Raw genomic sequence first — 25048 nt, forward strand, 5'->3', positions numbered from 1 at the left:
CAGCCTGCATCTGGCACAACTGGACCACCGGCGCCAAGATCAAACGATCCCTGATCGCCTACGACCACTAAGAACATCGGACTCAATCATCTAGGTGGCGGGTGAGCCCGGCGACAAGCCGTCCCCGGAACCCGCCGGCGGTCCGGTCGCGGCCGCGGCCGCATCACCGCTGGACCGGGCGGCGCCGTCGCGAGCGCCCGTGCTGTCGCCCGTGACCGTCGTCTCGCCCGCACCCGTGGACTTCGCCAGGTCGGTGGTCTCACCGGGGCCCGCGCCGGCTACGACCAACGACTCGGTCGACTGGGGTGTGGCCAACTGCGCGATGAAGGCGCCGGTCAGGACGACCACCCCGCCCAGGATCTGCGGAGCCGAGAGGTGTTCGCCGAGCAGCACCCAGGCCAGTACGGTCGCGATGACCGCCTCCAGGCAGGCGACGACCCCGGCCACCTGGGGCGAGAGCCGGCGGATCGACACCACTCCGGTCAGATAGGCCGCCACCGTCGCGACCAGCACGATCCAGGCGAGCAGCAGAGCTGCGGGCACCTGGGTGCCGTTCATGTCCGCGCCGCTGCCGAGGACCGTCCAGTCGAGCTCCCAGGGGCGCGCGATCGCGGTGAGGACGACGGCACCGATCAGCAGGCCGTACGCGATCACCCCCAGCGGGTCCGCGGTGTCCTCGCCGTCGCTGCCGTGGTCGGAGAGCACGAAGTAGCCGACCTGGCAGCAGGCCGCCCCGAGCGCCAGTGCCAGGCCGAGCGCATCGAAGCTCAGCCCGGACCAGATTTCGACGACACAGGCGAGACCGCCGACGGCGAGCACCACACCGACCGCCGCGGCACGGGTGACCGGCCGCTTCTGTACGAAACGGACCCAGCCGAGGACGAGCGCCGGCGCCAGGTATTCGATCAGCAGGGCCACGCCCACGGGGATGCGGGAGAGCGCGGCGAAGTAACACGCCTGCACACCGGCGACGGCGAGCAGTCCGAAGCCCGCGAGCAGGGCGGGCCGGCGGCGCGGCAGATCGCGGTGGCGCCAGGCCACCGGCAGCATGACCAGCGCCGCGCCGGCCACCCGTAGCCAGGTGACGTGCAGCGGTTCGAGACCGGCCGTGATCAGGGGTTTGGCGGCCACGCCCGAGCCGCCGAAGGCGAGCGCCGACAGCAGTGCGATACCGATACCGGCACCGCGTCCCCTCGGCGCGCCGGCCGCGCGCCCGTTGAGCGCGGGCGATCGCTGGTCCGACCAGGACCCCGGAGTTCCCTGGCCCGGGCCGACCGCTCGACCTGCCGTGCTCCCTGATGACGCGTGCATCGGGTCATCATGACAGCCGCCGTCAGCAGCGCAACCCCCGAGACCCCTGTCAGTCCTGGCCGGGGCGGTCCCCGTCCAGACGGGCGGCGAGCCGGGCGATGTCGGCGGAGGCCCGGCGCAGCACCTCGACGGCTCGCGATTCGGGGTCGTCTACGAGAGCGGCGAGCAGATCGAGGCAGTCGGCGCGGGTGTCGTAGCGGGCGTGCGCACGGTCGAGGGCGCCGTCTATGGCGGCGGCCGCGGCCGGTGACCATCCGGGGACACCGCCTTCGGTGACCACCGGAACGGCACCCGAGTCCTCTACCGTGCCGTGCCACTGGAGTCCGTAGCCGATGCTGCGCTGGACGAGATAGCCGAGCAGCCGGGCCACCTGCGGCCCGCTCTCGAAGGCCGCGCGTACGGCGGGGTCCGATTCCAGGAGGCCGTGCAGCAGATGGGCGGTGTCGACCTGCCGGTCTCCGTCCCGGGTCGCCCGCCTGCGGGCTGCGGAGACCACCGACGCGAGCTCGACGGTGAGCCGGCTGTCGAGGTCCTGCTGGACGGAGTCGTCGGCTCCGCTATACGCAGTACGGTTTTGCACAACCCCACCCCACCAGCCCCTGACCGTGCGAGCCTCCCCACCGGGAAGCATTTGCGCATCCCACGCTGGTTGGGGATGCCGCACCGGGATCTCATCCTCAGGGAGGAGATACGAGGGAGAGAATACGCAGATTCCGTGGAGGTCGGACATCCGGGGTCGTTGCCTTCCCCCTCGGCCGCCCTCTCTCACCGGCGAGCGACGCCCGGGAGCAGCACGCCCCTCGCGCTCCTCTCACTCCTCGAAAACTGACGCCACCTGACGGGTCATCAGGAACCGACGTCGCCGGTATTGAACCTTCCTCCCCGCCCGGCTACGTTCCGGGGCACCAGCCAGGACCATCACCGGAGGGGTGATCGCATGGCCGAAGTCACCGCACAGGCCCGCATCGAGGCGCCGGCCGAGAAGGTCTGGGACCGGCTCACCGACTTCGATGCGTACGGGCAGTGGAACGCCACCCACACCTCCTTCCCGAAGGGCGGCCCGGAACAGCTGGAAGTAGGCGCGACCTACGAGGAGAACATGAAGCTGATGGGCTTCCCCGCCGAGGTCATCTGGACGGTCCGGAACCTGGAGCCGGGCCGGTTGCTCGACATCTCGGGCAAGGGGCCCATGGGCGTCAGCCTCGGGATGCGTTACTCCCTCACCCCGGACGGCGAGGCGACCACCGTTCAGGTCGACGGGTCGTTCACGGGCGCCGCGGTCTCCCTGATGGCAGGCAAACTCAAGGACTCGGCGAGCACCGCACTGAACGAGTCGCTACGCAAGCTCGCCGGCCTGCTCACCTGAGACCCCGGCGCCGGGCCCGTCGTCAACCCGCCCCAACGAGAAGCCCGACGCCACCGCCTGCGACAGGGAGCCACGGAATCAGTCTTCTTCGGCGAGGATCAGATACAGCTCCTTGCGGGCCTTGTTGACCACTGCCATGGCCTTTTCCCGCTGCTCGGGACTGCCGGTGGCCCACACCTGCCGGAACGCCTCGACCAGGCCGCCGCCCGCCTTGCGTATCTCATTCATCGCCTCCCAGTCGACACCGCGGCCGGCGTCCTCCCAGGGGGCGTCCGAGCCGCTGTCGGCCTCGGCGCGGCCGGCGTCGGTCAGCGAGAACAGCTTCTTGCCGCCCTCGCTGGCACTGGCGATCAGCCCCTCGTCCTCAAGGAGTTGAAGGGTCGGGTACACCGAGCCGGGACTGGGCTTCCACGCCCCACCACTGCGCTCGGCGATCTCCTGGATCATTTCGTAGCCGTGCATCGGGCGGTCCTTCAGGAGCGCCAGTATCGATGCCCGCACATCCCCGCGCCGCGCCCGGCCGCGCGGGCCACCACGGCCCCGGCCGCCGCCGAAGGGCGGGCCTCCGAACGGCGGGCCGAAGGGACCGAAGGCGGAGCGTCGCCGCTCCCAGCCGCCCCCGAAGTCGCCCCGGCCGCCGTGACGCCCGGGCCCGTAGCGCTCGTGCCGGTACTCGTGTCCGTGATCGTGTCCTTGGGAACGCATGGTGACGTCCTCCATTCCTATCGTTGATCGGTCGCGATGCTTCAACGATATATCGGGACTGTTCGCCGAAGCAAGACCCGAGCTACATGTGATGCGATGAGAGCGAGGCACTGCGAGGCAGGGGTACGTCAGCGCCGCCCGCCGCCGGCATGACTCCACGCCGCGGGGACCGCGCGATTCGCGCAGGCCGGCCCGTGCCCACCGGCCCGCCCCGGCGTCGTCGTTCCGATCCAATTTTCCGGGATTGGCCTTGGCCCGTAGCTCTGTGGCCCCTCTACCCTCGCGCTCATGAGGATTCGCATCGTCGACGCCTTCACTGAGCGTCCGTTCGCTGGCAACCCCGCGGGAGTCGTGCTCTTCGACTCCGACGCTTTTCCCGAAACGGCCTGGCTGCAGCAGGTCGCCACGGAGGTCAACCTCTCCGAAACCGCGTTCGCACACCCGCTGCCGCAGGGCGGCGACGCCGACTGGGCGCTGCGCTGGCTCACTCCGGCCGCCGAGGTGAACATGTGCGGGCACGCCACTTTGGCCACCGCGCACGTGCTGCACAGCACCGGAACGGCCACCGGCACGGTCCGCTTCCGTACCCGCAGCGGGGTGTTGACCACGACGGCCGGCGACGACGGGGCGATCACCATGGACTTCCCGACCGCGCCGCTCACCCCGGTCGAGGTGCCACCCGTGGTCGCGGCCGCCCTTGGTGTCGACATCCTCTCGGCCCACGACACGGGCCCGAACGTCGGTGATCTGCTGGTCGAGCTGGCCGACGAGAAGTCCGTACGGGCCCTGGCCCCGGATCTCAAGACGCTGGCCGGGCACGGCGGCCGCGGGGTGATCGCCACTGCGCGCGCCGAGGACCCCACCAGGGGCCACGACTTCATCTCGCGATGCTTCTTCCCATCGGTCGGCATCGACGAGGACCCGGTAACGGGCAGCGCGCACACCGCGCTCGCCCCGTTCTGGTCGGCACGGCTGGGCCGCAATTCACTGGTCGGCCTGCAGGGTGCGGCCCGTACCGGCTACGTACGGACCGAACTGCGCGGCGACCGTACGCTGCTGACCGGTTCCGCGGTCACGGTGATCGACGGCGAACTGCTGACCAAGGCCTGACCGGCCGTCTTTGCGCTGCGCAGCTCGGCCGGGCGGCGCGGCCACGACGTCGCGACGCGGGGCCGACCGGGCCGGGGGACAGCGCTCCGGGCATGCTCCCGGAGCAGCCCCGGCGGCGGGCAGGGCCCTCGTTCGGCCCTGCCACGCCCCGAGCCGATCACCGGGCCCCGCACAACCCCGTACAGACGCTCTCCGAGCCGCCCCCGCCACCTTCTGCGCAGTCCCCGTGGCTGAGGACCGCGCAGCAAGGCCGGCCGGCCGCGGCTGCGGCATCTCCCGCACCGCGCACAGACGTCACGTCTGACAACCCCCGCCCGCCGTCAGGCCAGACGCCAGGCGCCACTTCCCCCTACCAGTCGGCCGCGCCGCGCCGGGCGCCCGCTCTCGGCCTTCCGTCCGCGCGCGAAACCTCACGACTCTCCCCCGCAAGCCACAAGCAACCCCCTCCCCCGACAAGCCCCCCTCACCCCGTAGGCACCCACCCCACCCGCCCCGCCAACACCGCATAGCCCACGAACGCCACGGTGTCGATGAGGGCGTGAGCGGCTACCAGGGGGCCGACACGGTGCCAGCGGCGGTAGAGGAGGACGAAGGCGGCGCCCATCACCATGTTGCCGAGGAAGCCGCCGATGCCCTGGTACAGGTGGTACGAACCGCGCAGCAGTGAGCTGGCCACCAGGGCGGCCATCGGGGTCCAGCCCAACTGGCCCAGTCTGCGCAGCAGATAGCCGACGACGATGACCTCCTCCAGTACGGCGTTCTGCACCGCGGAGGCGATCAGTACCGGGATCTTCCACCACACGTCGGGCAGCGCCTCGGGGACCACCGTCAGGTTGACGCCGGCCGCCCGCGCGCCCAGATAGAGCACCAGGCCGCTGCCGCCGATGGCGGCCGCCAGTCCCGTACCGCGGCTGAGGTCGAAGCCGGGACGCTGCCGGTCGAAGCCGATGGCGCGGAGGCCGCCGGCCCGTTCGCGCATCAGGAGATGCGCGACCAGCACCACGGGCACCAAGGCGGTGGCGATCCCGAAGAGCTGCCAGGCGAGATCCAGCCAGGGTCGGCCGGGTGCGTGGGAGGCGTTGAGCGTCGCCGCCTGGTGCTTGAGGCCGCCGGGTTTGGTGACCGACCCGATGAAGCTGATCAGTGACGACACCGCGCTGGCGCCCACGGACAGGGCCAGCACGATGAGCGTCTCACTGCGCAGGACGCTCCGGGGCAGTTGCTGGGGCCCGCCCGGTTGCGCGCCCGCGCCGGAGCCCTCCCCCGGAACGTCCCCACCGGCCCCGGGACTTGTATCCGACTGCACGCTTCCTCCACTTCTGCATTACCGCCTCTTCCCCGTCACCGCCCCGCTAGGGTCTCGACAGCAGGTACGAAGATCGCGCGCGACAGGCCGGGGCGGACGCCATCCACATGGCGCATTTCCGCCTCCCCCATCGATTCCCGATCGAGCTCCGAGAAGGAGAGGCGCTACCGCAATGGGACGACACAGCTTGCCCGACGGCCGCACGACGCGGTCCACGGGGGCCCGCCCCGGACCACGGCGCCGTACCATCGTCCTCTCCACCGGCCTCGTGCTGGCGGTGGCCGCCGGTTCCGTGGTGGCGCTGCGCAGCGGTCTGCTGCCCTTCGGCGAGCGGTGCGACGGCCCGTCGGTGCGGCTCGATGTCGCCGCCTCGCCCGATATTGCGCCGGCCGTCGAGGCGGTGGCAGATACGGCCCGCGAGAAGGGAATGCGTACCGACGGCAAGTGTCTCGATGTCCAGGTCGTCGCGCGACCGTCCCACGAACTCGCCGACTCCTTCGGACAGCGGCCCGCGGACCCGGAGTTCCAGGTCTGGATACCGGATTCGAGCCTGTGGGTGGACCGGGTCGCGGCGGAGAGCGGCACTCCGCTGACGGATGCCGGCGCCATCGCCTCGTCCCCCCTGGCGCTGGGCGCCGTCCCCGAGGCCGCCAAGTCCCTGGGCTGGCCGAAGAAGCGTGGCACCTGGGTCGGTCTCACCGAGAACGTGACCTCCGGCGGTGATCTGCGTCTGGGGGTCGCCGATCCCACCCGCAGCGCCACCGGGCTGCTCGCCCTGGCCCGTATCAGCGCCGCCAACGCGAAGGACGCCGAGGACGGGGACGAGGCGGACACCCGTACGGCGGCCACCGCCAAGCTCCTCTACCAGCGGGTCGCGGACGGCGACGATCAGGTCATGGCCACGTTGCCGCGCGACGACTCCGGTGCCGAGCGGGGCAATCCGCGACGTAACCGGGCGCTGCTGCTGTCCGAACAGGCCGCATTCGCCCACAACAAGGGGGCGGACGGAGGTCCGGACCTCGATCTCTTCTACCCGGAGGACGGCGCGGCCCGGCTCGACTACCCGTACGCGCTGGTCGACGAGGACGAGATGGGCCCCGAACAGGCGCGGGCCGCCAGCCGCTTCATGACGCTGCTGGGCGAGCCCGGCGGGCGGCGGGCGCTGCACGAGCACGGTTTCCGGGCCGGGGACGGCGCGGCGGATGCCGAGGTGGTGGCGGCGGCCGGCGGGCGCGATCCGCAGCCGTACACGGCCGCACCGGCCGATCCTCCGACGGCCAAGCAACTCCAGGCGCTGCTGGGCATGTGGACGATCACGGTGCAGAGCGCCCGGATCTCCACCGTGGTGGACGCCTCGGCGTCGATGGGCAACCCGGTGCCGGGGCGGGGCGGCCAGACCCGGATGGACCTCGCCCGGAATTCGCTCCTCCAGGCGCTGGCCACCTTCACGCCCGAGGACGAGATCGGGCTGTGGAAGTTCGCCACCCACCTGGACGGCGAGAAGGACTACCTGGAGCTGTCCCCCACCAGCCGTCTCGGCGACCGCGAGAGCGACGGCGGGACCCACCGTGACGCGCTCGCTGCCGCGTTCGGCTCGCTGGCCCCGGTGCCCCACGGCGCCACCGGCCTGTACGACACCGCCCTCGCCGCCTATGAGGAGGCCCGCCGGACGTATGCGAGCGGGAAGTTCAACGCGGTGGTGATCGTCACCGACGGGTCCAATGACGACGCCAGCGGTATCAGGCTCGATGCCCTGGTCACCCGGCTGGGGAAGCTGGCGGATCCGGGGCGCCCGGTGCCGGTGATCGGCGTCGCGATCGGTCCGGAGGCCGACGTATCGGCGCTGGAGCGGATCGTGGCACCCACGGGCGGTTCGGCCCACCGGGTGGACGATCCATCGCAGATCCACCAGGTGATCCTCAAGGCCGTCATGGCGGCGGGCAGCAAGGCGCCGCGCTGAGCGCCCGCCGCAGCCTGGATCGGTCTCGCCTCCCGGTGGCGCCTACGCCCCCTCGGCCGCCGCCTGGCGGGGGCCCGGCACCGTGGGGCGGGCGCCGAGTGGCCAGGCGACCGGCCAGGTGTGCACCGGCTGGCCGGTGTGCATCAGTTCGCTGTAGCGCCGGGTCATGGCGGCGAGTGCGGCGTCCCGGTCCAGGCCCTGGCGGCGGGCGTGGTGGTAGGCCGCGGCCTGCCAGGAGGCGCCGTTGACCCGCCGCCGGCAGCGCTCCTCGATGATGGCCAGGTAGTGGTCGCGGTCGGCCGGTTCCACCCCCCAGGCGTCGAGTCCGCGGGCCGCCAGCGGCAGCAGTTCCTGACGTACCAGCCGCACCGCCGGGATGTCGGCGAGGGCGGTGGTGCGGCCGGCGCGGGGCCACTGCAGGGTGGCGTCGATGCCGTACCGGCAGGCGGTGTCGAAGTTCCTGGCCGCGGCGGCGAACGGGAGGCGGGACCAGATGGGGCGCGGCTCCTCGGCCAGGGCGCGCACCAGGCCGTAGTAGAACGCGGTGTTGGCGATGGTGTCGGCGACGGTGGGGCCGGCCGGCAGCACGCGGTTCTCGACCCGGAGGTGGGCGACGCCGTCGGCGACCGCGTAGACGGGGCGGTTCCAGCGGTAGATCGTGCCGTTGTGCAGCACCAGTTCGGCCAGGTCGGGCACGCCGCCCTCGGCCAGGACCCGCAGCGGCTCCTGCGGTCCGCACACCGGCAGCAGGGGCGGGAAGTAGCGCAGGTTCTCCTCGAAGAGGTCGTATGCCGAGTCGACCCAGCGTTCGCCGAACCATGTGCGCGGGCGTACGCCCTGTGTCTGTAGTTCCGGTGCGCGGGTGTCGGTGGCCTGCTGGAAGACCGGCGGCCGCGACTCCCGCCACAGTTCACGGCCGAAGAGGAACGGTGAGTTGGCGCCCACCGCGATCTGTGCGGCGGCAATGGCCTGGGCGGCGTTCCATACGGCGGCGAAGCGGCCCGGTGTCACCTGGAGGTGCAGCTGGACGGAGGTGCAGGCGGCCTCCGGGGCGATCGAGGGCGAACGGGCCACCAGGTGCTCGACGCCCTGGATGTCCAGGACGAAGTCCTCACCGCGGGCCGCCCGCATCTGGTCGTTGAGCAGGACGTAGCGGTCGTTCTCGGAGAGGCTGGCCTTGGTCAGGTCGGCGGCGCCGAGGGTCGGCAGAATGCCGATCATCACGATGCCGGCGGCGACTTCGCGGGCCTTTCTCTCGGCGTAACTCAGGCCGGTGCGGAGTTCCTCGGCGAGCTGGTCCAGGACCCGGCCGGAGAGTCGGTGCGGGAGGATATTGACCTCCAGATTGCACTGCGCGAGTTCGGTCTGGAAATCCTGGCTGGCGATCCGTTCGAGCACCTGGGAGTTCAGCATGCGCGGCTGCCCGTCATCGCCGGCGAGATTGAGCTCGATCTCCAGGCCCATGAGATTCCGGGGCCGGTCGAACCGCTTCTCCACCAGGAGTCTGTGCAATCCTTCGAGACAGTCGTGTAGCTTTTGTCTATAACGCTCCCGGTCCGCCAGGTCGATCCCGTCCGCGGCGACCTTCTCCCCCATCGAGTGGGTCCCTCCTCCAGTGAACGGCCCGCGGCCACGGGCCGCTTGGGGGCGAACCCGGGCACGCCGGGGCTCGCGCTACGGTCGATGATGCCCCGGCAATCTGATCGATAACGCCTCGGGGGCGACCGGGTACCGATAGGCTCGAAGTGGTGCGGCGCCGGGCATCTTCCACCGGCATATCTCAGCGGCGATCGCCACCCGCATTTCGCTCGTGAGATTCGCCGACGAGATCCGGCCTACCGCAATGGCGAGGCAATGCGAGGTGGCGCGGCAAAGGCTCCGTACAAATTGGAGGAAATCACCTCGCGGACCGGTCCTGATTGCGCCTTGCCGGAAATCCGCAAGGCCAGTAGCCGAAACACTTTCAGAACATACGTCGTATAAACTCCGCTTACGAGGCAGAGACTTGGCGCCCCGTGTCGCGGTGTTCCCGCCCGTGCCGTGGTTCGGCGACAGGCCCTGATTCCCCACGCCGGGCCGCAGCCCCGGCCGGCCACGCTCTGACCCCGCACGCAAACAGCGCCGTTTGCACCTGCCATGCTCCACCGTGTCTCCGAAGTGAGAGGCGACCCACCATGCCGCTGCACGCTGCCCCTGCCCCCACGCCTGCCCTGCGCAGCATCCTCACCGCCCTCGGCTCGCCCACCGCCGTCCGCGAGGCCCCCGTTCCCGCCCTGCGCGCCCACCAGGGCCCGCTCAGCCCCGACCACCCCCTGCCCCTGCACGTCTGGGACGACGTCAGCCGGGCCGACGGCACGCCGCACACCCGGCTGGCCGGCTGGCAGTTCCTGGTCCGCGGCGGTGAACGGGCCGTGGCGACCGCCGAGGCGGTACTCACCGCCGACGGCTGGACGTTCGGACGGTTCTGCGGCGGCCCCTACGTGGCCTCGACCGAACGGGCGCTGGCGCAGTCCGAGGCGCTCACCGCGCCCTACCAGCCGCGACTGCTGTCCGTACCGGAGCTGTACATGCTCACCCTGTGGCTGCACGACGACCTCTCGTCCGACGGGACCGGGGGGCTGCCGGCCGCCGGTGACCTGCTGGTGCCGCTGGCGCCCGCGCCGCCCGGTATCGCCGCTCACCGCCCGCACCGCGTCGCCGACCTGCTTCCCCGGCTCACCCTGCGTCTGGCCTCCGCGCCCCTGCAGCTGCGCGAACCGGCCTGAGCCGCAAGCCGGCGGCGCCCTTCCGGGTACCCGCGCACCGGCGTACCACGCCCCTCACGAGCGTGCCCCGTGGCCTTTTCCGGCCGCGGGGCACGCTGTCGTGCTCACCCGCGCGGCCTAGCCCGTGGATACCACTCCCAACCCCCTTGAAGAGGAGAGCAATTGGGAGCAACCGCCCGCACGGGTGACGCGTCGATACCGAGTGAGTACCGCTGCCGCGAAATCCCTGCGGAATCCCCTCCGTAGGGCAACACTGGGACCGACCGAAGAAACGGGGGAGCGGCCATGGCCATCTCATCGAGCTCATCGAGCCGCACGACGACGTTCACCACACCGCAGCGAAAGACAACTCCCATGTGTCAGCACCAACCACCTTGCCCGTCAGCGGATTCCACCGACCGGGAGGCCGCACACCTTGTGGCACACCACCCGGAGCAGGGCTGGAGCCTGCTCTGCAACGGCGTCCTGCTCTTCGAGGACACCGGTGAACTGCTGCCGGACGGGCAGGTCATCGCCCCGCACCGGGCCCGGGTCACCGCGGCGGCCTGACCCCGCGCACCCGGTAGAACCACCAGGGCCCCCGGCAGAAAACCTGCCGAGGGCCCTTGCTGCTGCGGTGGAACGGCTCAGCCGTCGTACTCGTCCAGCGGCGGGCAGGAGCAGACGAGGTTGCGGTCACCGAAGGCGCCGTCGATGCGGCGCACCGGCGGCCAGTACTTCTCGGCCGCCACGACACCGCCCGGGAAGACGGCCTCCTCGCGGGAGTACGGGTGGGCCCAGTCGCCGCTGAGCGCGGCCGCGGTGTGCGGGGCGTGGCGCAGCGGGTTGTCGTCCTTGTCCCACTCCCCCGAGCCGACCTTCTCGATCTCCGCGCGGATGGCGATCATCGCGTCGCAGAACCGGTCCAGCTCGGCGAGGTCCTCGCTCTCGGTCGGCTCGATCATGAGCGTGCCGGCCACGGGGAAGGACATCGTCGGCGCGTGGAAGCCGTAGTCGATCAGCCGCTTGGCGACATCGTCGATGCTCACGCCGGTCGCCTTGGTCAGCGGCCGGACGTCGATGATGCACTCGTGCGCCACCAGGCCGCCGGGGCCGGTGTAGAGCACGGGGTAGTGCGGCTCCAGGCGCCTGGCGATGTAGTTGGCGCCGAGGACCGCGACCTGGGTGGCGCGCTTGAGGCCCTCGCCGCCCATCAGGCGGACGTACGCCCAGGAGATCGGCAGGATGCCCGCGGAGCCCCAGGGGGCCGCCGAGATCGGTCCGATGCCGGTCTCCGGGCCCGCGGTGGGCTGCAGCGGGTGGTTGGGGAGGTACGGCGCCAGGTGGGCGCGGACGGCGACCGGGCCGACACCGGGGCCGCCGCCGCCGTGCGGGATGCAGAAGGTCTTGTGCAGGTTGAGGTGCGAGACGTCGCCGCCGAACTTGCCCGGCTCGGCGAGACCGACCAGCGCGTTCAGGTTGGCGCCGTCGACGTAGACCTGGCCGCCGGCGTCGTGCACCGCGGCGCAGATCTGGGTGATGTGCTCCTCGAACACGCCGTGGGTGGAGGGGTAGGTCACCATCAGGACCGCGAGCTCGTCACGGTGCTTGTCGATCTTGGCGTGCAGGTCGTCCGCGTCGACCTCGCCGTCCTCGCCGGTCTTGACGACGACGACCTTCATGCCGGCCATCACGGCGCTGGCGGCGTTGGTGCCGTGTGCCGAGGACGGGATCAGGCAGACCGTGCGCTGGTCGTCCCCGTTGGCGCGGTGGTAGGCGCGTACGGCCAGCAGGCCGGCCAGCTCGCCCTGGGAGCCGGCGTTCGGCTGGAGGGAGACCTTGTCGTAGCCGGTGACGGTGGCGAGGCGCTCCTCCAGCTCCTGGATGAGGGTGAGGTAGCCCTCGGCCTGGTCGGCCGGCGCGAAGGGGTGCAGCTGACCGAACGCGGGCCAGGTGACCGGCTCCATCTCGGTGGTGGCGTTCAGCTTCATCGTGCAGGAGCCGAGCGGGATCATGCCGCGGTCCAGCGCGTAGTCCTTGTCGGCGAGGGTGCGCAGGTAGCGCAGCATCGCGGTCTCGGAGCGGTGCTGGTGGAAGACCGGGTGCGTGAGGTAGTCGTCGGTGCGCAGCAGCGCCTGCGGCAGCGCCTCGTCGGTGGTCGCGTCGAGCTTCTCGATGTCGGCCTGCACGCCGAAGGCGGCCCAGACGCCGGCCAGCTGGGCGCGGCCGGTGGTCTCGTCGCAGGCGATGCCGACGAGGTCGGCGTCGACCTGGCGGAGGTTGATGCCGGCCTTGCGGGCGGCGGCGACGACCTCGGCGGCCCGGCCGGGCACCCGCGCGGTCAGGGTGTCGAAGAACGCGCCGTGGACCAGCTCGACACCGCCGGCCCGCAGGCCCTCGGCGAGGATCGCGGCGTAGCGGTGGGTGCGCCGGGCGATGGTCCGCAGCCCCTCGGGGCCGTGGTAGACGGCGTACATGCCGGCCATGACGGCGAGCAGCACCTGCGCGGTGCAGATGTTGCTGGTGGCCTTCTCACGGCGGATGTGCTGCTCGCGGGTCTGCAGCGCGAGGCGGTAGGCCTTGTGGCCGTCGGCGTCCATGGAGACGCCCACGAGGCGGCCCGGGAGGCTGCGCGCGTACTGCTCGCGCACCGCCATGAAACCGGCGTGCGGCCCGCCGAAGCCCATCGGGACGCCGAAGCGCTGGGTGGTGCCGACCGCGATGTCCGCGCCGAGCTCGCCGGGCGAGGTCAGCAGGGCCAGCGCCAGCAGGTCGGCGGCGACGGTGACGATCGCGCCGAGCTCGTGGGCGCGCTCGATCACGGCGCGCGGGTCCCGGACCGCACCGGAGGCGCCCGGGTACTGCAGCAGGACGCCGAAGACGCCGCGCTCGGCGATCTCGGCGGGGATGCCCTCGGAGAGGTCGGCGACGACGACCTCGACGCCGGTCGGCTCGGCGCGGGTCTCGATCACGGCGATGGTCTGCGGCAGGCAGTCGGCGTCGACCAGGAAGACGCCCTGCTTGACCTTGCCGACGCGGCGGGAGAGCGCCATCGCCTCGGCCGCCGCGGTGCCCTCGTCCAGGAGGGAGGCACCGGAGGTGGGCAGTCCGGTCAGGTCGGCGACCATGGTCTGGAAGTTCAGCAGCGCTTCCAGGCGGCCCTGCGAGATCTCCGGCTGGTAGGGGGTGTACGCCGTGTACCAGGCGGGGTTCTCCATGACGTTGCGGAGGATCACCGGCGGCGTGAACGTGCCGTAGTAGCCCAGGCCGATCATGGGGGACAGCACCTGGTTGCGGTCCGCGAGGCCGCGCAGCTCCTGGAGGACCTCGGCCTCCGTACGGCCCTGCGGCAGGCCGAGCGCCTCCGCGCTCTTGATCACGTCGGGTACGGCGGCGGCGGTGAGCTCGTCCAGCGACCCGAATCCGATGTGCGCGAGCATCTTGGCCTGCGCCTCGTGGTCGGGGCCGATGTGCCGGTGCTCGAAGGGGATGCCGCGCTCCAGCTCGGTCAAGGAGATGCGGTTGGTGGTCATCTGCGGGGGCCTCCTGGTCAGTACGACCTACGAGGGGCACCACGGCGCGGGTGCCCGGACGGCCTCCCCCTCTGTCATCTCAACCTGAGAGCTTCACCGGCCCGCGCACGGCGGTCCGGCTTTCACCGTCGGTGAGGAGGGGTCCCGGAGCTGTGCCTTCCGTGGCCCGCCCTGCTTTCCAGAGTGACCTCGTCCGTGCGGTACGTGTGCCTGAGAGATTCCGGGGAGGATTTGCTCCTTCGGCGCCCTGGTCGCGAACGACAAAGGACTCTCCCGCACGGGTTCTGCGGCCATTCGCCAGCCTACCAGCGCACCACTCGAAGGATCCTTCGAGTGGCCGGGGCATGAAATGTGCCGTTTGGTAGTTGTCACAGGGCAGTTGCGACCAATTGGAGGGGCCGTGCAAACCGATATCGATCCCCGGAGCCTGATCGGCCGCAAAGCGTACGACCGCAACGGCGCGAAGATAGGCACCATCGACGAGGTCTATCTGGACGACGCGACGGGGGAACCGGAGTGGGCGGCCGTACGCACCGGGCTCTTCAGCCGGGACGCGTTCGTCCCCCTGGAGCCCAGCAAAATGGTCGGCGAGGGCCTGCACATCCCGTACGACCGCAAGCTGATCAAGGATGCCCCGGACTTCGGTGTGGGCCGCCATCTCTCCCCTGAGCAGGAACTCCAGCTCTACCACCACTACCGCCTGGATATCTCCTCCCCCGACTCCGACGCGGTCTCCCCGGGCAATTCGGGCACCTCCGACACGGACTTCGGCAAGATCGCCGGATCGGAGGACTGATCCGCCGCAGGCTCCCCGCCCACCAGCGGCAGGGGCTCCCCCGGCCGCAGTGCCGGGTCCTCGACGGCAAAGGTCCGCACCCTCCCCGGTGCGGACCACGGCGTCTCGAAGCGGACGGTCACTCTCCCCAGCCCGCTGCCCTGTACCCACCCCGCGCCGTACTCGTCGTGGACCACGTCCAGGCCCGGATGCCAGCGGCGCGGCCGCTCCTCCTCCGGCTCCTCCTCGACCGGCTCACTGCCGGCCCGCTGCTCCGCGGCCCGCGCCAGTTCCTCGGCCTCCCGCTCCGTCGTCAGCTGGGCGAACAGGTCCTCCTGCGTGAAGTCGGCCAGCCCGCTGACCCCCACGCCCAGCAGCCGGACGCCGCCGGTGGTGTCCACCAGCTCCAGCAGACGCACCGCGGCCTCCCGGATGACCGCGGGGTCGTCGGTGGGGCCGCGGAGCGTCTCGGAGCGGGTCAGCGTCGAGAAGTCGTAGTTGCGCACCTTGATCACCACCGTGCGCCCGGAACGCCCGGCCGCCCGCAGCCGCTGGACGCACCGGTCGGCCAGCCGCAGCACCTCCGTCCGCACCCGCGTCCGGTCGGTCAGGTCGACCTCGAAGGTGTCCTCGACGGAGATGGACTTGGCATCGCGCTCGGCCACCACGGGACGGTCGTCCTGCCCCAGGGCCATCGCGTACAGCCCGGCGCCGTGCGCCTTGCCCAGGAGCCGTACCAGCTCCGCCTCGCCGGCCTCCGCGGTCTCCGCGACGGTGTGGATCCCGGCCCGGCGCAGCGTCTCGGCCGTCGCGGGCCCCACCCCGGGCAGCACCCGCACCGGCATGGGTCCCAGCAGCTCCCGCTCGGTGCCCGGCGGAATGACCACCAGGCCGTCCGGCTTGGCCTGCTCCGACGCGATCTTCGCCAGCATCTTGGCGCCGGCCAGCCCCACCGACCCGGTCAGTCCGGTCGCCGCCCTGATGTCGCGCCGCAACTGCTCCCCCACGGCCCGTACGGCGGCCGTCTCCGGGGCCACCCCGCCCGCCTCCAGGTCCACGAACGCCTCGTCCAGGCTCAGCGGCTCCACCAGGGGGGACAGCGCGTGCAGCAGCCCCATGACCGTTTCACTCACTTGGCGGTACAGGGTGAAACGCGGACTGAGATAAGCGGCGTTGGGGCACAGCCGCCGCGCCTGGGCCGTCGGCATCGCCGAGCGCACCCCGAAGACCCGGGCCTCGTACGACGCCGTGGCGACGACGCCGCGCGGCCCGATCCCGCCGACCACCACCGGTTTCCCGCGCAGGCTCGGCTTCGCCGCCTGCTCGGCAGAGGCGTAGAACGCATCCATGTCCAGATGCAGGATCGTCGGCGCGGGTCTCACATGTCCGATGCTGCCGCATGGCACTGACAATCGACCCGTCGCCGGGCCGCGACCCGCAGCCGAGGCTCAGCCGGCCCGGTTGCGCCGCCGTGCCAGCTCGTCGTGCGGGTTCTTCCCGATCAGCGTCTCGCCGGTGTCCACGCGCTCCCCGTGCAGCTGCGAGAGCGCGCCCTCCACGTCCCGCCAGACCACGCCGACGGCGATCCCGAAGACGCCCTGGCCGCCCTGGAGCAGGTCGACGACCTGATCGGGCGAGGTGCACTCGTAAACCGTCGCGCCGTCACTCATCAGCGTCATCCGCGTCAGATCCGCCAGCCCCCGCGCACGCAGGTGCTGGACGGCGGTGCGGATGTTCTGCAGTGAGACCCCGGTGTCCAGCAGCCGCTTGACGATCTTCAGGACGACGACGTCCCGGAAGCTGTAGAGCCGCTGGGTACCGGAGCCGTACGCCGGCCGGATGCTCGGCTCCACCAGGCCGGTGCGCGCCCAGTAGTCGAGCTGCCGGTACGTGATGCCCGCTGCCGCACATGCGGTCGGGCCGCGATAGCCGATGTTCTGCGCCTCGCAGTCCCCCGACACCGCCGCGGCCGGTGCCGGGGTGCGGTTCGCCGTTGCGCCCACGTGGAGCGGCAACGCCCCTTCCGCCGCCATACCGTCGCCGGTGATTGCCACGCCGCCCTCCGTCCTCCACGTCCCGGACGGGACCTGCCATATCGACGGTATGCAGTCACTCGGGGTGCGTCAACGATCGCCGCGCTCGCCACGCCGAGTGATAATCACCCTACGAGTGGTTTCTCGTGACCTCGCGCGGGGAATGGCTAAATAGTTTGGCCGGAATCAGACCCTTCGCCCGTCCGGCCCCACCGGCTACTGGCTGTTGGTCCCGAAGTCCTCGGGTGAGATCTGGTCGAGGAACTCGCGGAACTTCTCCACCTCGTCCTCCTGCTCGTCCGGGATCGCGATCCCCGCGTCGTCCAGCACACCGTCGGTGCCGAAGATCGGCGTTCCGGTGCGCAGGGCCAGCGCTATCGCGTCGGACGGACGGGCACTGACCTCCACCCCGCTGGCGAAGACCAGTTCCGCATAGAAAACCCCCTCGCGCAGGTCGGTGATGCGGACCTGCGTCAGCTCCTGCCCCACCGCCTCCAGCACGTCCTTGAAAAGGTCGTGCGTCAGCGGCCTGGCGGGGACCATGCCCTGCTGGGCGAAGGCGATGGCGGTGGCCTCACCCGGCCCGATCCAAATGGGCAGGTAACGGTCGCCCCCCACCTCCCGCAGGAGCACGATCGGTTGGCTGGAAGGCATTTCCACCCGGACACCCACGACGTCGAGCTCGTTCACACAGCAACCCTAGGACGTGCCCGGCAGGTTTGGGTAGTCGGGCACTCTTTTGCTCACTACGGCCGGCCCCGCAGCGCGCCCTGGAGCAGCGCCGCGTGCAGCCGTACGGAGAGCGTGGCGAGCTCCCTGGCGGTGGCCTCGGCATGCGCCCTGGTCTGCGGATTACGGTGCCGCCGAAGGGGTGCAACGACCTGCTCGACCAGGCCCGCCTCGCGCTCGGCGGCCGCCTTGACGACCCGCAGGTGCCGTGGTTCGAGACCGAAACGGCCCAGGTCGGCGACAAGTTTGGCGACCGTGACGGCCTCGATGTCGTATCCGCCGTCCGCATGGGGGACGATGAGTCCGTACGACTCCCAGTCGGCGAGCGCCGACTCGTCCACCTCGGCGGCGGCCAGCAGCTCGGCCCGGCCGATCCGGGCAGCCGTGGGGGTTTCGCCGCCCGCTTCCGGGACGCCCTCGATCAGATCGCGGGCAGGCGCGGCGGGCGCCGGCAGCGTGACCTGCTCACCGCGTTCGACGGCGTCCAGATGCTCACGGATGACCTTCAGCGGCAGATAGTGGTCGCGCTGCATCCGCAGGACGCTCGCCAGCCGCTCCACATCGGCCGGGGTGAATTTCCGGTACCCGGAAGGCGTGCGCTTCGGCTCGACCAGCCCTTCGGCCTCCAGGAAGCGAATCTTGGAGATGGTGACCTCGGGGAATTCCTCGCGCAGCACGTTGAGCACCGTGCCGATGCTCACCGGCTTGCCGTCCGAGGAGGCGGTGCCGGAGTCCCCGGCACCGCCTTTCGGTGTATGGCGCATGTGCCTTCCCTGGCCGGTCAGATACCGGCGCCTCGCTGGCTCGCGTAGAAGACCAAGCGGTACTTGCCGATCTGGACCTCGTCGCCGTTGTTGAGGGCGACGGAGTCGATGCGCTCACGGTTGACGTAGGTGCCGTTGAGGCTGCCGACGTCGGCGACCGTGAAGAGACCGTCCGAACCGCGACGGAATTCCACATGGCGACGCGAGACCGTCACGTCGTCGAGGAAGATGTCGCTCTGCGGATGCCGGCCCGCCGTCGTCAGCTCGCTGTCCAGGAGGAAGCGGCTGCCGGAGTTCGGACCGCGGCGGACGATGAGCAGCGCCGAACCCAACGGAAGGGCGTCGACGGCCGCCTGGGCCTCCGGCGACAGGGCGGGCGAGAGGTTCTGGCCCGTCGTCTCCGAGTCGTACGCCTCAAGCCCCGAAATGGAGATCGTCGACGTCGTCTCGGAAGCCCGCTCGGGCTGCCCGCCCGCGCGCAGCGGCGCGCCACAGTTGGAGCAGAACCGGCTCGCCTCGGCGTTCCGGTGCCCACACCTCGTACAAACCGGCAAGGCCGGACCTCCGCCCGTGGGTGCGGCTGATGGTTCCTGGGAACCTATGCGGGCGGCACCGGAGGGGTCAACAGACCCCGCACCGTGCGCCCCGGACGGACCACCGACCTCATCACGGAAGAGCGGACGGTTCTCGGCCGCGCCGCTCTCGTCGGCCCGGCCCGCAGCACGGTGCCGCGCGGAGCCGCTGCCGTCCTCCTGACGCGCGCTCTTGCCGAACAGCTTTCCAAACAACTTCACGGGCGATTCCCCTTGAACGAAACAGACCCGCCCGTGGGGCAGGACGAACCCTCGATGCACACACCGGCCCATCCGGACATCCAGTGAACGTCCGTGGCCTCCAGACAGTTTCCACCACACACCACACGCACGGTGCGTCGACCCCCCGCTACCTCATGCCCTCCTGGGGCACTCGACATACCTGTACGCCTCACTGCGAGGACGACCGAGCGTAGTCAGGCCGCTTCGCCGCCCGCAAGGCGTCCACAATGATCTTCTCCTCACGGGTCACAGACACCTTGGCCTGCTCCTTTTCCAGTGTCTGGACCACTCCGCCGGGGATGTTCAGCGCCGGTTCCAGATCCTCCGGCTTGCCGATGACCTTGAAACGGTACGGCTGCGTGACACGCCTGCCGTCGATCTCCACCCCGCCCCGGACGTCCGAGAGCGAGGTGCTCGCGACGACCCGGACGTCGTTGACCTGGATGGCCTCGGCGCCGGCCGCCCGCAGTTCCTGGATGGTGTCCAGCAGCTTGTCCGCCTCCACGGAGTGCGTCGGGTCGTCGATGGTCAGGTTGATGCCGGGCCCCTGCGCCGCGACGGTCCCGGCCAGCACGCCCAGCTGCTGTTCCTTCTCCACGGTCTGCTTACGGGCCTCCTCGGCCTGGTCCGAGCTGTTGGCCAGCTCGGTCTTCTGCCCTTCCAGGCGCCGCTGTTCGTCCGTCAACCGCTGGGAGCGGTTGTCCAGCTCGTCCAGAATGCGCACCAAGTCCTCCTGGCGCGCACCTCGCAGCGCACTGCTGTCACTCGTGGAACGTACCTGAATCGCCAGGCCGAGGCCGAGAATGAACAGCAGCAGGGCGACGATCAGTTGAGCGCGGGTCAGCCGCGGCGGCCACAGGCTCGCCACCAGCCGCTCCCGACCCGTCTTCGGGCGTTCCGCTTCCCCGGCGCCGGTGTCCGCCGCCGGGGCCGAGGAGTCTGCCCCGTTGTCCGGCTTCTGTCCAGTCGTGTCCGGTTCCTGGCTTTCCGCGTCGTCCGCGGGCTTCGCCGACTCGTGGGTGCTCCGGCTCTCGGGCGGCATCGGCTTCCGGCCGGCCGGGCCGCGCTCCTGCGCCGGCTCCCGCCCTTCGGGCCGCTCCTGCCGCTGCTCCGGCTCCGGGGTCTCGTCCGTTGCCATCCGCCTCACGCCCGGAAGACGTGCCGGCGGATGGCCGCGGCGTTGGAGAAGATGCGGATGCCGAGCACGACGACGACGCCGGTGGAGAGTTGGGCACCGACGCCCAGCTTGTCGCCGAGGAAGACGATCAGGGCGGCGACGACCACGTTCGACAGGAAGGACACCACGAAGACCTTGTCGTCGAAGATCCCGTCCAGCATGGCCCGCAGACCGCCGAACACGGCGTCCAGCGCGGCGACGACAGCGATCGGCAAGTAAGGCTCGACCACCGTCGGCACCACGGGCCGAACCACCAGCCCGACCACGACTCCCACGATGAGGCCCAGTACGGCGATCACGATGTGCCCTTCCCTGTGTCGGCGCCGTCCGGCTTGGCGGCACCGGCCTTCGGCTTTGCGGTACGTACGATCAAGCTGGGCGCGGGCGGCAGCGTCAGCTCGCTCTCGGCGGAAATCCTGGCGCGGACGCCGTAGTTCTCCTGCAGAACGTGCAGGTACTGACCGTCGGCGCTGTCCTGGAACGCGGTGCTCAGCCGCTGCCCGTCCCCCACCGCCAGCACCGTATAGGGCGGCACCAGTGGCTTGTTGTCGACCAGTATGGCGTCTCCCGCGGCTCTGATCGCCGAGAGTGACGTAAGCCGCTGTCCATTGACGGAGATGGCCTCCGCGCCCGAGGCCCACAGGCCGTTGACGACGCGTTGCATGTCCCGGTCCCGTACCCGCCCGGTGTCCGAGAAGTCACTGCTCTCCCGCGGTCCGCCGCCGCTGGACTCGGCCCCCTTGGCGTCGTCCACGACGAGCTTCACGCCGGGCCCGGTGACCTGTGTCGAACCGGCCAGCAGGGCGAGCAGTTCGGCCTTCCCCCCGCCCTGCTGCTTCAGCGCCTCGCGCTGCATCCTGCTGACGTCGTCCCGCAGCGTGTCGACCCGCTGCTGCTGCCGGTCCGCCTCGCCCGTGCCCTTCTGGATGCGGTTGATCAGCTCCGTACGCTCCTTGGCGAGCGTCGGCGCGGATATCCGGGCCTGGGCCGCCCCGACGGTCACCACGAGCGCGGCCAGCACCAGACCGGCCGCGAGGCCCAACTTCGCCCGCAGGGTGCGCGGCAGACCGCGCACCCCGGCCTCGGACTTACGGGCGGCCGCCTCGGCGTACCCGTCGTCGAGGCTGTGATCCATCACGTTGGTCAGCAGCGACATGGACGCGTCGGGGCGCGCGGCCGGTCTGTTCGGTGTGCTCCGATCGGGGCGCTGCTGCGACATGCCGCACATCGTCGCACGTCGGCTCCGCAGTCTCCCAATGGCCCCACCGGCGTGCCCGATGCCCGGCCCGCCGGTGGGGTCCGGATCAGCGTCCGGCGCTGTCCACCACGGCCGACCACTCGTCCAGCAACTGCTGGGCGGAGGCGTCGTCCGGTCCTTCCGCCCACAGGCGCGTGACCGCCTCGGCCGGGTCGGGCAGGACCAGGACCCAGCGGCCGTCGGACTCCACGACCCGGACGCCGTCGGTGGTGTCCACGTCGCGGTCCCCGGCCGCCTCGACGACGCGCCGCATGACCAGGCCCTTGACCGCCCACGGGGTGGCCAGGTCGCGGCGCAGGACGTGGGCCCGCGGGATCCGTGCGTCGATCTGGCTGACCGTGAGCTGGGTGCGGGCCACCAGGCCGATCAGCCGGACGAAGGCGGCGGCGCCGTCGAAGACGCTGCTGAACTCCGGGATGATGAAGCCGCCCATGCCGTCGCCGCCGAAGACCGTGCCGTCCTCCCGGCCCACCCGGGTCAGATCGTCGGGCGAGGTCGTCGTCCACTCCACCTGCGTGCCGTGGTAGGCGGCCACCTGCTCGGCGATCCTGGTGGTCGTCACCGGCAGCGCGACCCGGCCGGTGCGCCGCTCGGCGGCGATCAGGTCCAGCATGACCAGCAGCGCGCGGTCGTCCTCGATGATCCGGCCGCGTTCGTCCACGAGGGACAGCCGCTCACCGACGGGGTCGAAGCGCACGCCGAAGGCGGCCCGCGCCGACGCCACGATCTCGCCGAGCCGGACGAGCCCGGAGCGCCGGGCGTCGGCGGTCTCGGTGGGCCGGGACTCGTCGAGGCCGGGGTTGATGGTGAGGGAGTCGACGCCGAGCCGGCCCAGCAGGCTGGGCAGGACCAGCCCCGCACTGCCGTTAGAGGCGTCCACGACGACCTTCAGCCCCGACTCGGCGATGCCCGTGGTGTCCAGGGACCGCAGCAGCGAGCCGGTGTAGGAGTCGAAGACGCTGGCCGGGAACGCCAGGTCGCCGATCTCGCCCGGGAAGGCGCGACGGTACTCCTGCCGGGCGAAGACCCGGTCCAGCTTGCGCTGCCCGGCCTGCGAGAGGTCGGCGCCCCGCTCGTCGAAGAACATGATGTCGACGGAGTCGGGCACCCCGGGCGTCGTACGGATCATGATGCCGCCGGCGCTGCCGCGGGCGGTCTGCTGGCGGGCGACCGGCAGCGGAACGTTCTCCAGGTCCCGTACGTCGATGGCGCTGGCCTGCAGCGCCGAGATCACCGCCCGCTTGAGGGCGCGGGCGCCGCGGGAGTGGTCGCGGGCGGTGGTGACGGTGGAGCCCTTCTTCAGGGTGGTGGCATACGCGCCGGCAAGGCGCACGGCGAGTTCCGGGGTGATCTCCACATTCAGGATCCCGGAAACGCCGCGGGCGCCGAACAGATGCGCCTGGCCGCGGGACTCCCAGATCACCGAGGTGTTGACGAACGCACCGGCCTCGATGGTCTTGAACGGATAGACCCGCACATTGCCCTGGACGATCGACTCCTCGCCGATGAGGCATTCGTCGCCGATGACCGCGCCGTCCTCGATCCGGGCGGCCCGCATGACATCGGTGTTCTTGCCGATGACACAGCCCCGCAGATTGCTCTGCTGCCCGAGATAGACGTTGTCGTGCACCACGGCCCGGTGCAGGAACGCCCCGCTCTTGACGACGACGTTGGAGCCGACGACGGTGTGCTCGCGAATCTCCACACCGGCCTCGACCTTGGCGTAGTCGCCGATGTACAGCGGACCGCGCAACACGGCGTCGGGATGCACCTCGGCACCCTCGGCCATCCACACGCCCGGCGAGATCTCGAAGCCGTCGATCTCCACGTCGACCTTGCCTTCGAGCACATCGGCCTGGGCCTTGACGTAACTCTCGTGGGTGCCGACGTCCTCCCAGTACCCCTCGGCGATATACCCGTAGATCGGCTTGCCTTCCTTCATCAGCTTCGGGAAGACGTCACCGGACCAGTCGACGGACACGTCGGGCTCGAAGTAGTCGAAGACCTCGGGCTCCATGACGTAGATACCGGTGTTCACGGTGTCCGAGAAAACCTGGCCCCAGGTCGGCTTTTCCAGGAACCGTTCGACGCGGCCGCCCTCGTCGACGATGGTGATACCGAACTCAAGAGGGTTGGGGACCCGGGTGAGACAGACGGTGACGAGGGCGCCCTTTTCCTTGTGGAACCGGATCAGATCGGTGAGATCGAAATCGGTGAGGGCGTCACCGGAGATGACGAGGAAGGCGTCGTCCTTGAGGGCCTGCTCGGCGTTCTTCACACTGCCGGCGGTGCCGAGCGGCTTCTCCTCATGGGCGTAGGTGAGTTCCATTCCCAGTTCTTCGCCGTCACCGAAATAGTTCTTGACGAGCGAGGCGAGGAATTGCACGGTGACCACGGTCTCGGTGAGACCGTGCCGTTTCAGCAGCCGCAGCACGTGCTCCATGATCGGCCTGTTGGCCACGGGAAGCAGCGGCTTGGGCATGCTGGACGTCATGGGGCGAAGGCGTGTTCCTTCGCCGCCGGCCATCACAACGGCCTTCATGTCGGAAGCGTCCTCCTCTGAAAGACGACGGTCTTGCCGACTTCACTTGCCCAGGGGCCCGCTGTTCCTGTTCCTACCTAACGGGCCCCGGGCCCAGGCACTATCTGCCGGTTCGAAGCGCTCAGTCGGCGGTGGCGTTCGCCTTGATGAGCCGGCGAACCTGGACCACGTAGAGGATCCCTGCCCACCAGTAGAGCGCCGTACCCCATCCTGCGAACGCCCATCCGAAAATAGCAGCGAGTGAGTGAAGCCAGCCGCTTCCGTCGCTCAGCAGGAGCAACGGGAAGGCATACATCAAGTTGAACGTAGCTGCTTTGCCCAGGAAGTTCACCTGGGGAGGGCCGTATCCGTGACGCGCGAGGATTCCCACCGCGATGAGGAGCATCAGTTCCCGCGCCAGCAGGGCCGCGGTGAGCCAGATCGGGAGGATGTCGCGCCAGGTCAGACCGACGAGCGTGGACAGGATGTAGAGGCGGTCGGCCGCCGGGTCGAGGATCCGGCCAAGGCTGCTGATCTGGTTCCAGCGCCGGGCCAGCTTGCCGTCCAGATAGTCGCTGACGCCGCTCAGGGCGAGGACCACCAGCGCCCAGGCGTCGGCAACCTTCGGACCCCCGAATTCCGGCCACAGGATCAACCACAGGAACAGGGGCACGCCGACGAGGCGAGCCATGCTCAGGATATTCGGGATGGTGAGGACGCGATCGGTCTGGACCCGCGTCTCCTGGACCTCCACCGCGGGGGCCTCCTGTGGGAAATGTGCCAACGATGCCCCTTGACCTTACCTGTCCCGTAGGCCGGGCCGCGCCGCGGGTCCCAAGATCGCCGAGAACGCAGAAAAGCCCCGCACCATACGGTGCGGGGCTTTCCCACAAAGATTGTTCGGCGGCGTCCTACTCTCCCACAGGGTCCCCCCTGCAGTA

Annotated in this window: 22 protein-coding genes and 1 riboswitch; of the genes, 6 read left to right on the top strand and 16 right to left on the bottom strand. The window is 70.6% G+C overall.

The features are described from left to right. Positions 1 to 90: 90 nt before the first annotated feature. Both AB0G35_RS35160 and AB0G35_RS35165 read right to left on the bottom strand, forming a co-directional pair. Positions 91 to 1311, bottom strand: a complete 1221-nt coding sequence (locus tag AB0G35_RS35160) for an EamA family transporter (protein ID WP_360958176.1) — start codon at positions 1309 to 1311, stop codon at positions 91 to 93. Positions 1312 to 1360: 49 nt separating this feature from the next. Beyond that, positions 1361 to 1891 (bottom strand): Clp protease N-terminal domain-containing protein, encoded by a 531-nt coding sequence (locus AB0G35_RS35165; protein ID WP_360958179.1) that lies wholly within the window; start codon positions 1889 to 1891, stop codon positions 1361 to 1363. A 357-nt stretch (positions 1892 to 2248) separates the two neighbouring features. Here AB0G35_RS35165 and AB0G35_RS35170 point away from each other — a divergent pair, with 357 nt between their 5' ends. Continuing rightward, positions 2249 to 2677 carry an SRPBCC family protein gene (locus AB0G35_RS35170; RefSeq protein WP_360958182.1) on the top strand — a complete coding sequence of 143 codons (429 nt, stop codon included), beginning with the start codon at positions 2249 to 2251 and terminating at the stop codon, positions 2675 to 2677. A 78-nt stretch (positions 2678 to 2755) separates the two neighbouring features. On the opposite strand, the gene AB0G35_RS35175 is transcribed toward AB0G35_RS35170, so the two are convergent. Then, positions 2756 to 3382, bottom strand: coding sequence for a PadR family transcriptional regulator (locus AB0G35_RS35175; RefSeq protein ID WP_360958185.1), 627 nt, complete (start codon positions 3380 to 3382; stop codon positions 2756 to 2758). A 288-nt stretch (positions 3383 to 3670) separates the two neighbouring features. Here AB0G35_RS35175 and AB0G35_RS35180 point away from each other — a divergent pair, with 288 nt between their 5' ends. Further along, positions 3671 to 4492 (top strand): PhzF family phenazine biosynthesis protein, encoded by an 822-nt coding sequence (locus AB0G35_RS35180; protein WP_360958188.1) that lies wholly within the window; start codon positions 3671 to 3673, stop codon positions 4490 to 4492. 463 nt (positions 4493 to 4955) lie between these two features. Here the strand turns inward: AB0G35_RS35180 and AB0G35_RS35185 are convergent, their stop codons facing one another. Next, positions 4956 to 5711: a CPBP family intramembrane glutamic endopeptidase gene (locus AB0G35_RS35185; protein WP_360958226.1), complete on the bottom strand. Its 756-nt coding sequence runs from the start codon at positions 5709 to 5711 to the stop codon at positions 4956 to 4958. Positions 5712 to 5970: 259 nt separating this feature from the next. Between AB0G35_RS35185 and AB0G35_RS35190 the strand changes: the two genes are divergently transcribed. Beyond that, the gene (locus AB0G35_RS35190) at positions 5971 to 7758 is read left to right on the top strand and encodes a substrate-binding and VWA domain-containing protein (protein WP_360958190.1); all 1788 of its coding nucleotides are present in this window, start codon (positions 5971 to 5973) and stop codon (positions 7756 to 7758) included. A gap of 42 nt (positions 7759 to 7800) precedes the next feature. On the opposite strand, the gene AB0G35_RS35195 is transcribed toward AB0G35_RS35190, so the two are convergent. Then, positions 7801 to 9354: a glutamate-cysteine ligase family protein gene (locus tag AB0G35_RS35195; protein ID WP_360958192.1), complete on the bottom strand. Its 1554-nt coding sequence runs from the start codon at positions 9352 to 9354 to the stop codon at positions 7801 to 7803. A gap of 578 nt (positions 9355 to 9932) precedes the next feature. Here AB0G35_RS35195 and AB0G35_RS35200 point away from each other — a divergent pair. Then, the gene (locus tag AB0G35_RS35200; RefSeq protein ID WP_360958195.1) at positions 9933 to 10523 is read left to right on the top strand and encodes a hypothetical protein; all 591 of its coding nucleotides are present in this window, start codon (positions 9933 to 9935) and stop codon (positions 10521 to 10523) included. 354 nt (positions 10524 to 10877) lie between these two features. Beyond that, entirely contained in the window at positions 10878 to 11072 is a 195-nt protein-coding gene (locus tag AB0G35_RS35205; RefSeq protein ID WP_030416598.1) for a DUF5999 family protein, read from the top strand. 77 nt (positions 11073 to 11149) lie between these two features. Here AB0G35_RS35205 and gcvP read toward each other — a convergent pair whose 3' ends face one another. Further along, a complete protein-coding gene (gene gcvP / locus AB0G35_RS35210) occupies positions 11150 to 14035 on the bottom strand; it encodes an aminomethyl-transferring glycine dehydrogenase (protein ID WP_360958198.1) in 2886 nt (961 codons plus the stop codon). 188 nt (positions 14036 to 14223) lie between these two features. Further along, positions 14224 to 14321, bottom strand: a riboswitch (glycine riboswitch). A gap of 114 nt (positions 14322 to 14435) precedes the next feature. Between gcvP and AB0G35_RS35215 the strand changes: the two genes are divergently transcribed. Then, positions 14436 to 14831 (top strand): PRC-barrel domain-containing protein, encoded by a 396-nt coding sequence (locus AB0G35_RS35215; protein WP_360958201.1) that lies wholly within the window; start codon positions 14436 to 14438, stop codon positions 14829 to 14831. Here the strand turns inward: AB0G35_RS35215 and AB0G35_RS35220 are convergent. The 10 genes from AB0G35_RS35220 to AB0G35_RS35265 all read right to left on the bottom strand — a co-directional run bounded on the left by AB0G35_RS35220 (position 14729) and on the right by AB0G35_RS35265 (position 24861). Then, positions 14729 to 16192, bottom strand: coding sequence for a DNA polymerase IV (locus AB0G35_RS35220; RefSeq protein WP_360958203.1), 1464 nt, complete (start codon positions 16190 to 16192; stop codon positions 14729 to 14731). The genes AB0G35_RS35215 and AB0G35_RS35220 overlap by 103 nt on opposite strands. Positions 16193 to 16258: 66 nt before the next feature. Continuing rightward, a complete protein-coding gene (locus tag AB0G35_RS35225; RefSeq protein ID WP_360958206.1) occupies positions 16259 to 16864 on the bottom strand; it encodes a MerR family transcriptional regulator in 606 nt (201 codons plus the stop codon). Between the two features lie 195 nt (positions 16865 to 17059). Next, positions 17060 to 17533: a bifunctional nuclease family protein gene (locus AB0G35_RS35230; RefSeq protein WP_006606439.1), complete on the bottom strand. Its 474-nt coding sequence runs from the start codon at positions 17531 to 17533 to the stop codon at positions 17060 to 17062. Between the two features lie 56 nt (positions 17534 to 17589). Then, positions 17590 to 18336 (bottom strand): MerR family transcriptional regulator, encoded by a 747-nt coding sequence (locus tag AB0G35_RS35235; protein ID WP_360958209.1) that lies wholly within the window; start codon positions 18334 to 18336, stop codon positions 17590 to 17592. A gap of 17 nt (positions 18337 to 18353) precedes the next feature. Then, positions 18354 to 19202: an FHA domain-containing protein gene (locus AB0G35_RS35240; protein ID WP_360958212.1), complete on the bottom strand. Its 849-nt coding sequence runs from the start codon at positions 19200 to 19202 to the stop codon at positions 18354 to 18356. 118 nt (positions 19203 to 19320) lie between these two features. Beyond that, complete coding sequence (locus AB0G35_RS35245) at positions 19321 to 20289, bottom strand: DUF881 domain-containing protein (protein WP_360958215.1); 969 nt, start codon at positions 20287 to 20289, stop codon at positions 19321 to 19323. Positions 20290 to 20294: 5 nt separating this feature from the next. Then, a complete protein-coding gene (locus tag AB0G35_RS35250) occupies positions 20295 to 20627 on the bottom strand; it encodes a small basic family protein (protein ID WP_003984969.1) in 333 nt (110 codons plus the stop codon). Continuing rightward, a complete protein-coding gene (locus AB0G35_RS35255) occupies positions 20624 to 21556 on the bottom strand; it encodes a DUF881 domain-containing protein (RefSeq protein WP_360958218.1) in 933 nt (310 codons plus the stop codon). Before AB0G35_RS35255 ends, AB0G35_RS35250 begins: the two co-directional genes overlap by 4 nt. Positions 21557 to 21632: 76 nt before the next feature. Continuing rightward, positions 21633 to 24128 carry a mannose-1-phosphate guanyltransferase gene (locus AB0G35_RS35260; protein ID WP_360958221.1) on the bottom strand — a complete coding sequence of 832 codons (2496 nt, stop codon included), beginning with the start codon at positions 24126 to 24128 and terminating at the stop codon, positions 21633 to 21635. A gap of 121 nt (positions 24129 to 24249) precedes the next feature. After that, positions 24250 to 24861: a CDP-alcohol phosphatidyltransferase family protein gene (locus AB0G35_RS35265; protein ID WP_360958223.1), complete on the bottom strand. Its 612-nt coding sequence runs from the start codon at positions 24859 to 24861 to the stop codon at positions 24250 to 24252. Positions 24862 to 25048: the final 187 nt, after the last annotated feature.

Origin of the sequence: Streptomyces sp. NPDC021749, from assembly GCF_040640655.1 — a bacterium.
In the GTDB taxonomy this organism is placed as follows: domain Bacteria; phylum Actinomycetota; class Actinomycetes; order Streptomycetales; family Streptomycetaceae; genus Streptomyces.

Bases quoted from the DNA above. Each gene is read 5' to 3' on its own strand.
- AB0G35_RS35160 (WP_360958176.1), bottom strand. From the start codon at position 1,311: ATGCACGCGTCATCAGGGAGCACGGCAGGTCGAGCGGTCGGCCCGGGC.
- AB0G35_RS35170 (WP_360958182.1), top strand. From the start codon at position 2,249: ATGGCCGAAGTCACCGCACAGGCCCGCATCGAGGCGCCGGCCGAGAAG.
- AB0G35_RS35175 (WP_360958185.1), bottom strand. From the start codon at position 3,382: ATGCGTTCCCAAGGACACGATCACGGACACGAGTACCGGCACGAGCGC.
- AB0G35_RS35180 (WP_360958188.1), top strand. From the start codon at position 3,671: ATGAGGATTCGCATCGTCGACGCCTTCACTGAGCGTCCGTTCGCTGGC.
- AB0G35_RS35190 (WP_360958190.1), top strand. From the start codon at position 5,971: ATGGGACGACACAGCTTGCCCGACGGCCGCACGACGCGGTCCACGGGG.
- AB0G35_RS35195 (WP_360958192.1), bottom strand. From the start codon at position 9,354: ATGGGGGAGAAGGTCGCCGCGGACGGGATCGACCTGGCGGACCGGGAG.
- AB0G35_RS35200 (WP_360958195.1), top strand. From the start codon at position 9,933: ATGCCGCTGCACGCTGCCCCTGCCCCCACGCCTGCCCTGCGCAGCATC.
- AB0G35_RS35205 (WP_030416598.1), top strand. From the start codon at position 10,878: ATGTGTCAGCACCAACCACCTTGCCCGTCAGCGGATTCCACCGACCGG.
- gcvP (WP_360958198.1), bottom strand. From the start codon at position 14,035: ATGACCACCAACCGCATCTCCTTGACCGAGCTGGAGCGCGGCATCCCC.
- AB0G35_RS35235 (WP_360958209.1), bottom strand. From the start codon at position 18,336: ATGCGCCATACACCGAAAGGCGGTGCCGGGGACTCCGGCACCGCCTCC.
- AB0G35_RS35240 (WP_360958212.1), bottom strand. From the start codon at position 19,202: ATGGGCCGGTGTGTGCATCGAGGGTTCGTCCTGCCCCACGGGCGGGTC.
- AB0G35_RS35245 (WP_360958215.1), bottom strand. From the start codon at position 20,289: ATGGCAACGGACGAGACCCCGGAGCCGGAGCAGCGGCAGGAGCGGCCC.
- AB0G35_RS35255 (WP_360958218.1), bottom strand. From the start codon at position 21,556: ATGTGCGGCATGTCGCAGCAGCGCCCCGATCGGAGCACACCGAACAGA.
- AB0G35_RS35260 (WP_360958221.1), bottom strand. From the start codon at position 24,128: ATGAAGGCCGTTGTGATGGCCGGCGGCGAAGGAACACGCCTTCGCCCC.